At 44.3% G+C, this 12,241-nt stretch carries 6 protein-coding genes and 1 pseudogene; 1 reads left to right on the plus strand and 6 read right to left on the minus strand.

All coding sequences use genetic code 11. The features are described 5' to 3' along the window. Nucleotides 1–60 precede the first annotated feature (60 nt). The 4 genes and pseudogenes from AC1DPK_RS05430 to AC1DPK_RS05445 form a co-directional block, all read right to left on the minus strand. A pseudogene (locus AC1DPK_RS05430) lies at nucleotides 61–534 on the minus strand (TetR/AcrR family transcriptional regulator); the annotation flags it as partial. Between the two features lie 196 nt (nucleotides 535–730). After that, the gene (locus AC1DPK_RS05435) at nucleotides 731–3,802 is read right to left on the minus strand and encodes an ATP-binding protein (RefSeq protein WP_477509577.1); all 3,072 of its coding nucleotides are present in this window, start codon (nucleotides 3,800–3,802) and stop codon (nucleotides 731–733) included. 168 nt (nucleotides 3,803–3,970) lie between these two features. After that, entirely contained in the window at nucleotides 3,971–6,385 is a 2,415-nt protein-coding gene (helD, locus tag AC1DPK_RS05440; RefSeq protein ID WP_477509603.1) for an RNA polymerase recycling motor HelD, read from the minus strand. Between the two features lie 555 nt (nucleotides 6,386–6,940). Continuing rightward, entirely contained in the window at nucleotides 6,941–7,840 is a 900-nt protein-coding gene (locus AC1DPK_RS05445; RefSeq protein ID WP_477509578.1) for a 3-hydroxyacyl-CoA dehydrogenase, read from the minus strand. Between the two features lie 400 nt (nucleotides 7,841–8,240). On the opposite strand from AC1DPK_RS05445, the gene AC1DPK_RS05450 reads away from it, so the two are divergent. Continuing rightward, a complete protein-coding gene (locus tag AC1DPK_RS05450) occupies nucleotides 8,241–10,859 on the plus strand; it encodes an S-layer homology domain-containing protein (protein WP_477509579.1) in 2,619 nt (872 codons plus the stop codon). 146 nt (nucleotides 10,860–11,005) lie between these two features. Here AC1DPK_RS05450 and AC1DPK_RS05455 read toward each other — a convergent pair whose 3' ends face one another. Together AC1DPK_RS05455 and AC1DPK_RS05460 are read right to left on the minus strand one after the other, a co-directional pair. Then, on the minus strand, nucleotides 11,006–11,425 hold the full coding sequence (locus AC1DPK_RS05455; RefSeq protein WP_339205714.1) for a MarR family winged helix-turn-helix transcriptional regulator: 420 nt from the start codon (nucleotides 11,423–11,425) through the stop codon (nucleotides 11,006–11,008). A 68-nt stretch (nucleotides 11,426–11,493) separates the two neighbouring features. Further along, nucleotides 11,494–12,228 carry an SDR family NAD(P)-dependent oxidoreductase gene (locus AC1DPK_RS05460; protein ID WP_477509580.1) on the minus strand — a complete coding sequence of 245 codons (735 nt, stop codon included), beginning with the start codon at nucleotides 12,226–12,228 and terminating at the stop codon, nucleotides 11,494–11,496. Nucleotides 12,229–12,241: the final 13 nt, after the last annotated feature.

A 12,241-nucleotide genomic window follows, 5' to 3' on the forward strand; every position in this document is an offset into this window, starting at 1 on the left:
AATCATGCGAACTATCGTTTTCACTCGATTTGTGTGATAAGGTCCAGCTTTATGGGCTCTTTAAAAGGTAGATCCATTTTGCTCCTTGGCATGTTTCTGCTTCTGCACCTGTCCCACTAACCCATAAAAGAACAACTCCATCAATTGATCCATACTCCTAGTTATGTGTTCTTGATTCGATGACTCCCAATGACGACCAATTTCATTCTTAAACATAGTGAAGTAACGCATCGACATCTCTTCTGTTTGGCCTTTATGGATATAACCCTCTTGCTTGCCAAGCGCGACAAACTTCTCAAAAAAGTGCACGACCTTCTGCTCGCTATAGCTCTCCATCATTTGCATCAATCCACTCAACTCAGAGGATGGGGCCTTTGGAAATTCATCCGCTAACATGTTTGAATTTTTGGCCTCCAACAGCATGATTTCTTTAGTTTTTTCAGGAAAAGACAGTTCCGAATCAAGAATGTTGTCATACACCACCAACTGCTTGTCCATCCAGTCCATCAATGTATCGGCATAGAGCTGTTCTTTTTTACTTATTAATCAGAATGGCCGCTTTGAGCAATCTTACGATTAATGCCGTAAATTCGGCATGCGTCATACTCGCTATTAACGGTTCCTGCCGTCAATCCGTCTTACGTTCACATTGCCATCTTTCGGTGAACGAATCGCAGAGAGAATTAATCCACTAGAATCTTAAGATCTTAATTAATGCTCTTCTCTTCCCTCATTTTGACACGACAAAACTGACAATAGTGCCTTGATTCGGAACACTCCGGATTTGCAATCCCTTGCCGTATAGTTGTTTCAATCGCCGATCCGTATTGTACAAGCCGATTCCCGCCTTTACGTCCAAGCGGCTGTCCAAGACGCGCCGTACAGTTTCCTCATCCATCCCTATACCATTATCTGTGACCGAAATTTCCGCCTCATGTTCTTTTGCGGTAATTCGGATATGAATTTCTCCGCCTTCAACACGGCTTAGCAGGCCGTGTCGTATTGCGTTCTCGACAAGAGGTTGGATGCAGAGCGGTGGAACTTGCAAATGAATTCTTGCATCCACATCCCAGCGAATGTTTATTCTGTCCTCAAAACGTTCCTTTTCGATATACAGATATGAGCGGACAAGACCAAGCTCATTCTCAAGCGGAACGAGTCGTTCCAAATTCCGAAAGTCAAAGCTTGCCCGCAAGTAATGGCCGAATTCTTCAAGCAACGCTCTCATTTTCTCATTATCGATTTCGCTGAGTGCGGCTATCGAATTAAGCGTATTGAACAGAAAATGCGGTTGAATTTGCGCCTGAAGCCAAGCCGCTTCCATGCGCAGTCTTTCGCGCACCGATTGCCTCAATTCAGTCAATGCCCGTACCCTGGATTTCAGTTCCAGCGCATCTACCGGTTTCCTCAAGTAATCGTTGGCTCCCGACAGGAATCCGGTATCTATATCTTCCGGTCGACTGCGGGCGGTCAAGAGCAGAATGGGTAGCTCCGTGACGGAAAAGCGCTCACGAATGATACGGGACAATTCGTATCCGGACATGCGTGGCATCATGATGTCGGTAATGATCAAATCCCATTCTCTCGTATTCAGTATGGCAAGTGCGTCACGCCCGTTTGCAGCCGTGACGACTTTATACTTTTCCGAAGTAAGGAGGTTGCTCAATATACTTAAATTGACAGCATCGTCGTCTATGACCAGAATGTTTGGCCGGTCTGAACCGGTCGCCGATTCCAGTTTGGAAATGTCACCGCGAAGTCCAAAGGAAGCGGAAACCACCGCTTCTGCATAAACACCCGATACCGGAGCAATCATAGCCTTCTCGTAATGTCGGATGGATGAATCGGATAACTGCAAGGTAAAGCTGAATACCGAACCATGGCCCGGAATGGAGTTAACCTCCAACGTGCTTCCGTGCAACTCCACCAACTGCTTGCATATACTTAACCCGAGCCCGAGCCCGCCTCCAATTGCCGTTATGCCAGGGTCCCCCTGCTCGTAGGGAGCAAACATCCTTTGCTGTGTCTCTAGATCTATCCCGATGCCGGTGTCGGCGACGACAATGCTCGCCTTACCGTCCTTGACCTCGCCCTTTATTATAATATGTCCTTGATCAGTATATTTCACCGCATTGTGAAGCAGGTTGAACAAAATTTGTGTAAGCCGGTTTTCATCGGCCATGACACTAGGAAAGTTGTCGGGAATGTCGCTGACGATGCGAATCGACTTGCCTTCCGTCATAAAACGAAGCATATCGGTTACACCGGAGGCGACTCCCTGAACGTGGACACTCCCTATATGCAAGCGGATGCCATTCTCCTGAAGCCGCGTCATGTCCAGCAGATCGTTAAGCATGTATGACATTCGCTTGCCTACGGAAATAAGCAGCTTCATGTTCTCTTTGTTTTTGTCGTCCTGATCTCTAATACCGTTATCCAGAACGGTTTGGGCGATGTTAAGGATGCCATGCAGCGGATTCCGCAATTCATGGGATGTGTTGGCCAGGAAATCGTCTTTCAGCTTGTCCGCTTTCTGAAGCTTCTCGGCGAGCTTCGCCGTTTGGGCGAAAGTATCGGAATAACGTTTGAACCAGAAAGACGCAAAAGCGAGGAACGCAACGATCAGGTCGATCGGATAATAGCCCATATCTAGCAGACTCTTGAGGTACCCTCCAATAATATTAGTCAAAACAGAGGTTAGACCAACAACCAAATAAATGGCGTTCTTATCGCTCTTCAGGGCCGTACGCAGCGAGAACATCAGACAGTACAAGCAAGCGAGCAAATCTATGGTGTAGTATACAGCTAATGCGCTCAGTGCGTACCTGGCTGGCAAAAACACAATCAGCAGTGTGGCAATCAAACAAAGCAAGGGGAACCAGCGGAACACTCTGTTTTCCGCATGCTCTGGCAAGAGACTTTTGGCAAACTGCAGTAGGAAGGCTCCTACTCCAATAAAGGACAGAAGAACGAGTTTAATGGACCACTCATAGTTGATGGCCGGCAGCCAAACTAGCAAAAGCTTATCATCGTCGAGCAGTGTCATGACAACGGCACTAACAACAAGCATAAAGAAGTAGATCAAAGCTTTTTGTCGGGTGCCGATCACATACAGAATAAGCGTATACAAGGCCTGAATCATCAGAACGACACATACGACTAACTGCATGTTGATGGAAAACCCTACTTCTTTGTCCACCGCAAGTTCACTGCCTAACTTGATTGATCCTACCACACCGCCTCGTATACTGTTGTCATAATTCGCAACTTGTATGACAATATCGATTTCGCCTGTATCGGCCTTGAAAGTAGCGGTATAAGGCATGCTTCGGGCTGTATACTGCTGTTTGATCTTTGCCGGCTGCCCCTCTCTCGCCAAAAAACGATCATTCACATATAGTTCAGACGAAGTACGCACGTTCGAAACGCGAATGCCATAGGTTAGATCATTATCCGGGTTGACCTTGACGCGCAGACGATAGGAGCCATAGCCGTATGGCGAGTTGTTCTCGGATAAAGACAGGTTCCACGTTCCGGGAACATGAATGAACATTCTTCCCTCTTCGGATGAGATTGTGTTCGACTCGCTTTGCATCACAAACTTGCCGGGATAGAACTCCCAATCTCCGTCTACTGTAACCGTGCGATCCTTGGTGAAGTCGAAGCCGCGCAAATCCAACTCGCCCCGAACCGCACGAGGGTGCTCTGGTGACGCCTGAAGAAAAGCCCAGATGATTCGAATTAGCAATAAGGTGATAAAGAATGACCCTGTAACAAGGACCGCTTTTCTTTTTGTCATCATAATCCAACCTATTTCGACAAAACCAAAGTAATTCCTTTGATTTTAAATATTAAATCGCGAAAAATGGAACATAAGCCTAATGATTTCAAAATTTTTATATCTCAAGCTTATTTCCCAAAAGTAGCGATCGGACCATAAATAATTATCTAATAAACGTGCATCAATTTCTTATTGCTCCAAATCATACAAGAAACGATCCACGGCTTGAATATAAGGTGTCCAATCTCCTGTCGTGTAGAGGATAAGCTGGTGCATCGCACGTGTACATGCCGTATAGAAAAGCTTGCGTTCGCTTTCCCGATGATAGGTCTGCGAAGAAGCATCGTAGATCAGTACGGCATCGAATTCCACTCCCTTGGCAAGATACGCAGGAATGACATGCACTCCATTCTCGAAGGTAGGCGTCTTCTTCGTAATGAGCCGAAGCGTCTGACAGCCCACGTCTGTCAACGCTTCGTAGGCATCACAGCTCTCGGTCGCTGTCTTCGTAATGACGGCGATAGATTCGAAGCCTTCAGCTTGAAGGGCAGCAAGATCTGCCGCGATTCTTTCCACTCTTTTCTCACTGCTATCCGCCTTAAAGAGAAGCGGCTTCTTGCCACCTCTTTCGAAGGGCACGATCGCCTCCCCGTATGGCAGCAACAACCTCGTAAATCCAACAATTTCTCGGGTGGAGCGATAACTGCGAACTAGAAAGAAGCGTCTCGTTTCTCCTTCGCCATAAAGCCGTATAAGCGGCGAATCCATCTCGTGCAAGTTCGTCGCCTGCGTAAAGATCGCCTGGTCGAAATCACCGAGCACCGTCATTTGAGCACGGGGAAACAGCTTTTTGAGAAATTCATACTGAAACATCGAGTAATCCTGGCCCTCATCAACAAATACATGCCGAACCTCCGTATTGGTCCGAATACCCTCAATGAGTTCTTTTAAATACAAGTATGGTGTCGCATCCTCATAAAACAATTCGAGCTTGCTCAGCTTCTCTTTCGTTTGCTTGCATATTTCTGTCCAATCACTAGGCACTACGGTTTCATTCGTCATTTCCTGATAGGCGTTATTATCACTAAACAACTGATCATAAATACCAACCATATCTATAAATAACAACCGTCTCACATTTTGCCTCAGTGGTTTAAAGTTTTCTTTCACAACCATTCGGCGCAGCAGCTCTTCCTCCTGCTGGGCAAAATCAAATACATCGTCCTCTTGCTGGTGTTTATTGTTCATGATGTTATAGGCTTCGACATATTGCTCTGCAAACTCGAAGATCCCTTTGTCTTTACGCAAAAACTGATAGGCTGCCGCATATTGATCATTATCGAGGTAGTTAAGTTCCTCCTCCACCCAGCTTTCGTCCCGCTCCTTACGCTCCAGCATGACCAGCTCACGCATTATCCACTCCTGCAGTAAAACGACACGATTGACCAAGCGGATGGAGGGGTCGTAGCTGTAAAATTGCGATTTCATTTGCTCCGCGGTAATTAGTTCACGATCTCGGAACTGAATCGCCTGAAATCGCATGCCTTTCTGGCCGAGCCATAAGGCATAGTTTCGGAGAGCTTGAAGGAAAACTTCCGACGACTTATATTGAATCCCCTTCATTCTCGCCTCGTACCCCGGATCGGATTCTTCCGTCAGCACATATTCGAGCTGATCGAACGGGTCCTCCAGACGAAATGTCCGTCCAAGCCAATATTCCAGATATTCCTGAAAGGTCGTCTGCTGCATATTTTCCTCGCCAAGCTCGGGAAGAACGGTAGAGACATAGCTGTTAAACATCGGATTGGGCGAGAAAAGCACGATTTGGTCCGCTTTCAGCCTCTCGCGGTGTTTGTACAGCAAGTACGCCACACGCTGCAGTGCCGCAGAGGTTTTCCCGCTTCCCGCGGCTCCTTGCACAATGAGCATTCGGCTATTATCATTGCGAATAATCTCATTTTGCTCCTTTTGAATAGTTGCAACGATACTTTTCATCTGTGCATCTGCGCCTTTGCCAAGCACCTGCTGAAGCAGTTCGTCACCTATAGTTAAGCTCGAGTCGAACAAATTCTGAATCTGCCCGCCTCGAATCTGGTATTGCCTTTTCAGTTCCATCTTCCCAGCGACATGCCCTCCGGGTGTTTCAAAAGCGACCGCCCCTGGCGAATAGTCGTAGTATACACTCGCTATAGGTGTACGCCAGTCATACACTAGGAAGCTCATACCATCTGCATCGACGAAGGACGATACGCCGATATACACTTGCTCCTTGGATTCAAGACCATCCTCATGAAAGTCGATACGCCCAAAATAGGGAGAAGGCAGCAAGCGGTTCATACTCTTCCACTGCCTCTTCAGCTGCGCGTGGCTTCGTTCCCGTTCGGACAACACCGCAGACTGCTGCTTAATCGTTAAGAAGGTCTCTTCAAAATCTTCGTCTGTGCTCGTATCGACCGTAACCTCTTCCCAAAATCGTTTGCGGATGTCCGCCGCCTGATCGCGAAGCTGATCCACTTCAGGCTCTAGCTCAGCGATACTTGTTTGCAGCAGTTTCGTAACCATATCCAACCGTTCCTGCTCTTGCTGCCAATCTTTTGCATTCATCATCCTCCTGAACACGCTCCTTGTTAGTTTGGTCTGGAGAAGAAAAAGAACATTTGACAAACTGTAAATCCATGTGATAAGATAAGAGTGTAGATAAGATGTAATAAATCTGTGAACTTTACAAAAACTATTCAGTGGTTCATTAATATTAACATAGTCCTTCTTTGTGCGCAATTTATTTATATAGTTGACCTCGGCAGCGTCTGCCGGGGTCTTTTTAATTTAGCTCATAACATCCCAAGGCCATTTCTCTAACGAACTGTATGATGCTTATTATGCAGAAAACGGCTTCTGTTCCATTTTAACGAATCTTATTAACGTTATTGCATGCTTTGTAACGTGTTATGAGCTGCTTTTCTCGAAATAACGATTCTGGGGTTCGTTACAATTTTAATCCACTACAAATGGTTAAAATAAGACCTGCTAGGTTCGTAAGCTGTAAATATGCTAAGGGGAGGAAATCATTCTGCCTAAGCTTCATAAAAAAATAGGAGCTACTCCAATCGTAGATAAATCTACTTGGGACAGCTCCTTTTCTTTTGCAACGATAAAGAACTAACTTTTCAAAAAATCCGGTTTAATGAAATTAGGATTCGGGTATTTATAAAATCCTTCTCCGGTGGCTCTTCCAAGCTTTCCTTTATCTACGTACTCTGACTTCAATAGCGCAGCCACTTTCTCAAAATTTTGATCACCTGTAGCCTGCGCTTTTGCAAGTCCGATATTGTAAGCGGTATTGATGCCTACAACGTCCAAGATGGCAAACGGGCCTAGTGGCGCTCCTGTGGCTACCATCCATGTTTTATCAATCGTTTCTACATCAGCAACTTCTTTGACTAGGAGCAGCTGCGCAGCTTCCAATAGAGGAACTAATAAAGAATTCAAAATATAACCTGGCTGTTCTTTATGTAAAGGCAAAGCAACCATTCCGATGGCTTTCGCAAACGCAATAACTTCATCGAATACCTTCATATCTGTTCCCGGATGCCTCATGATTTCCGCCGTATTGTTTTTCCAAATCTCATTTGCAAAATGCAGCGCTAGAAACTTTTCCGGACGAGCTGTTGCATGCGCAAATATGCTTGGCAATAAAGTTGAAGAGTTTGTTGCAAAAATCGTTTTGGCAGGAGCTGCCTCTCCCAACTTCTTGTAAAAATCAATTTTCATTTGTACGACCTCAGGAATGGCTTCAATGACAAGATCAGCATCTGCAACAGCTTGTGATAAATCAGAGCTGAACGAGATACGGTCATAAGCTGCATTTACCGCTTCACTCGTAGCCCCAAGATCTTCTTGATACCGCGGCTTCAAATTTACAATTCTTTCTTTGGCACGCTCTAGAGCCTCATCGTTAATGTCATATACAGATACATTAAACCCTTTGAAAGCAGTTTGGTACGCGATTTGGCTTCCTAATACGCCGCTGCCGGCAACGGTGATATTCCTGTAATTCATAACACTTCTCCTTCATTTGTTATAGGTCATATTTGCACATGCTTAATCGATCTTTAATATTCCCTAACTCAGGAAGCACATGCAAATAAAGCCTCGACCCTAACCCTGAAAGGTCATATTGCCTTCTATAAATAAACTTGTCATATGACAAAACTGGTGACAACGCACACTATTTGTAACTTGAATAATAATTTATATTTGATAGTGGCGTTAAATGATGCGGGAGAACTGCGTAAGTTTAGAGCCGCCAATCATTTTGAAATGGGAAAAGGGGAAGTAAAACGTGCGGATAGTCAAGAACATACGTAAAGGTTTATTGCTAGGTTTAGCTTTTGTGGTTATGGTAAGTTGGGGGTCTACCCTACATTCTTCAGAAGCTTACGCTGCTAGTGTATTACCTGTGAATCAACCTATTGAGTCCATTTATGAGGATGCAACCAAGATAGACTTTGATGATTGGGATGATGGTGTGTCCGGAGCTATTCCTATTGGATTTTCGTTTGATTTCTACGGGACAAAAAATGAACAGGTTTATGCTAATACCAACGGCCTCCTCATGTTCAACAATCCTACCAATGATTTCGGAACACCTGAAAGCTTAGAAGAACTGCCTTTGGAGAGTCCCAATCATTATATTACAGCTTTTTTGGCTGATCTTTCGCTAGAGCTGGATGGTACAGTCCTCTACAAAACGATTGGAGAAGCACCAAATCGGAAATTTGTATTACAATATACGAATATGCGCTTTTGTTGCAACTCTAATATGAACCCCTTCGGAACCTTCCAAGTCATCTTATATGAATCTACTAATGTTATTCAACTGCAATACCCTAATCTTATGGCCACCAATTCAGACGATAAAGAAATCAGAATCAGTTTAGCTAATAAATCATTTGGTTCAAGTGCCTTAATCGGAATACAAGAAAGTGACATTGGCGACTATGTAACGTATTCTCTGAGAGAGAAGAGCCTGACTGAGAAGCAAGCCATTCAATTTATTCCGGATGATCAAGGCAGCTATACAATGATTCGTCATGCTCAGTATGAGCCGATTTTATTGAATAATGAACTGTTTCCGGGTTATACCCACCTCATAGGTCCAGCAGATGGTACATTCGCTTCCCTATCTCCAACTTTCCAGTGGGAGACTGCTGCCAATGCCGTTTCGTATGAATTCATTTTAGGTAATGATCCTGAATTTAATTCTGGGTGGAGTATTGAACATATCGCAGAAAACAACTTAGATATGAAGGAATTCGAAATAGAGTTAAAAGAAGGAACAACCTATTATTGGAAAGTTGAAGCTATGAATGACGATGGTTATACAACTTACTCCAATACTTACCGTTTTGTAGCTTCCTCTATTCAGCCTGCAACTGTTGAAACGGACCTAGAGGTAAGTCAAATCAACTCTATGTCGGCTGTCGCAGGAGGAACAGTAACTTCAGATGGTGGCGGCGAGGTTGCCGAACGGGGAATCGTATACTCCACTCATCCGAATCCTACTGTAATAGATGGAAAATCCGCAGCTGAATTAGATGGGACAGAAGCCTTTTCTGTTCATCTCACAGGACTTCAATCCGCTACAATCTATTATGCACGTGCATATGTGATAAATGAAATTGGAGTAAGCTATGGTAATGAGGTTGATTTTAGAACATTGAGCTCTAGTGCAAGCTTGAAAACATTAACCTTAAGCAATGTGACATTAGATCAAACGGTAAGCGAAAATGTATACGCCTATACGGGCAATGTGCCTAACTCTTTGTCCAACATTACCATATCAGCTACGGTCAGTGATTCAACGTATGGCACTGTGACAGCAAGTGTATACAATAGTGCCAATGTACTTGTAGCAGGTCCGATTAGCTTAGCAAATGGAGAAACAAGCAGTGAGCTTCCCCTTAATGTAGGCAGCAATCGGATTGAACTATTCGTCATTGCTCAGGACGGCACTGGAACTAAATATACAGCAACGATAACAAGAGCTGCTCAAGACAATGGTACAGTAGACAATGGAAATAACGGCGGTGGTTCAAGCAACAGCTCCGAACCAGTCATCTCCACGAATGGGAGCCTAACGCTTCCTATTGGAAGAGCCGGCGAGGTTAGATTGGACAATGAGCTCATTATAACCATTCCAGCCAGTGCTAGTAACAAGGAGCTAAAATTAACAATTGAGAAAGTATTAAATTCTCAAAATCTGCTTAGCAAACATGAGATTCTCGCGAGCTCGATCTATGAGGTTCTAAAAAACTTCCCTGAAAACTTCAATAAACCCGTTACTTTGACGTTTGCATTCGATTCAGCCAAACTGAACAGTAATCAAACGGTCGCAATCTTCTACTTTGATGAAGTGAAGAAGGAATGGGTGAAGGTTAATGGCGGCAAAATTAACGGCAGCCATATTGCTGTAGAGGTTGATCACTTTACGAAGTATGCTGTACTCGTTGTAGACCAAGCAACGGGATTGCCAGTATCAGACTCGTCCAACTTTAGTGATACTACAGGACATTGGGCGGAAGCTCAGATTAAACAAGCGGTAAGCAAAGGGATCGTCAAAGGTTATAGCGACGGAACGTTTAAACCAAATGCTACAGTAACACGCGCTGAATTTGCAGTTATGCTGATGAATGCGCTAAAACCTGCCGATAATGATACAAAACTGAGCTTCACAGATCCTATTGCAGAATGGGCTCAGAAGACCATTGCGCAAGCATCCGAAGCGAAGATTGTAAATGGCTATGAAGACGGCAGCTTCCGTCCAGCAGCGAGCATATCTCGGTCAGAATTAGCGGTTATGATGGCTAGAGCTGCTAAAGCAGATACAACAGCTGCTACAGTGACAAATTTTGCTGATGATAGCCAAATTCCAGCATGGGCAAAAGGTTCAGTAGCCGCAGTGAAGGAATTGGGAATCATAAGCGGACGCAGCGGCAACCTATTTGTGCCCAACGATACGGCAACAAGAGCCGAAGCAGTAACTATCATTATCAATTTGCTACAATTAAAGAAATAAGCATAAACAAGAACATGCCTAAGACCGTCCTTTGGACAGTCTTAGGCATATTTTAAATAATAGGTAGCTACAAAGCTTTACCTATCCTCTTTTTAACAAACACCAGTACTATTCACCGCAACCACAATCTTGCGTATACAGAAAATCTAGTCCTCTTTATTCAGCTTACTATACAGGTTGGCTAGCTGCTCCCGCTCCTGCTCAGTCAATTTGTCTAATAGATTTGTACGCAGCCGTTGCCCCTCCAGCTGTGCTCTTTTAAGAATATCTGCACCTTTGTCGGTAATGCCCAAATAAATAATTCGACGATCAGACTCATCCATTAATCTGACGACTAATTTCTTGGCGACAAGTTTTTCCGATAAATAACTAAGCGTAGGCGGGGTAAGCCCTAATATTTTTGCAATGTCCGATGGCCTGCTCTTTCCGTTTTGTTTAAGATGGCCGAGCACAAGCACATGAGAAACACCTAAGTCCTCATTGAATGACTTGTTCCACTGAATAATCATTTTATTGGTGAATTTATCCATGTTATGTATGAGATTGAAGATGGTTTGCTCTTCCATAAAGACCTCCTTGGTGCACATAAATGACAGCCCTTAATTAAAATTAAGGGCTGTCATCATATTACACATTATTGAGCTGAGTATCCACCATCAATTACTAACTCAGATCCTGTAATATACGAAGAATCATCAGAAGCTAAGAACAACGCTGCTTGAGCAATATCGTCAGGTTGGCCTAAACGCTGTAGAGGTGTGGCCTGGATTAAGCGGTCTAACAGGTCCTTTGAGGTACTCAAAGCTTGTGTCATTGGTGTTTCAATAATCCCAGGAAATAGTGCGTTTACCCGGATGCCTTGACGGCCAAAAGCTGTAGCCGCCGCTTTAGAGATCGCGCGAACTGCACCCTTAGAGGCTGAATAGTGATTAAAGCCTTGGCCGATCAAAGCCGTGTACGAAGAAATATTAACGATGGAGCCTTTCTTTTGGGCTGCCATATAGGGAGTGACATGCTTCATCCCGGCAAATGGGCCAAACCCATTAATGGAGAGCATTTTCTGCCAATCCTCGATATTGATTTGCTCGTATGGTTTTTCAGAAGAAATGCCAGCGTTGTTGACGAGAATATCAATTTTACCAAAACGATCATGAACATCCTTTGCCAGCGCATGCCAATCATCATCAGAGGCAACATTCAATTTCATTCCGTAAACATTCTGTTTTTGACTTGCTTGTTCAAGAGCTGCCTCATTAATGTCTGCGGCAATAACGATAGCTCCTTCTTGTGCAAACAGATTAACCATGTGTTCGCCTATACCCGATGCCCCGCCAGTAATAATTGCTACTTTATTATCCAATTTCCCCATATCGCATTCTCCT

It is taken from the genome of Paenibacillus sp. 01T424 (assembly GCF_056398745.1).

Coding starts and splice junctions, on each gene's coding strand:
- AC1DPK_RS05435 (WP_477509577.1), bottom strand. CDS start 3,802: ATGATGACAAAAAGAAAAGCGGTCCTTGTTACAGGGTCATTCTTTATC.
- helD (WP_477509603.1), bottom strand. CDS start 6,385: ATGAATGCAAAAGATTGGCAGCAAGAGCAGGAACGGTTGGATATGGTT.
- AC1DPK_RS05445 (WP_477509578.1), bottom strand. CDS start 7,840: ATGAATTACAGGAATATCACCGTTGCCGGCAGCGGCGTATTAGGAAGC.
- AC1DPK_RS05455 (WP_339205714.1), bottom strand. CDS start 11,425: ATGGAAGAGCAAACCATCTTCAATCTCATACATAACATGGATAAATTC.
- AC1DPK_RS05460 (WP_477509580.1), bottom strand. CDS start 12,228: ATGGGGAAATTGGATAATAAAGTAGCAATTATTACTGGCGGGGCATCG.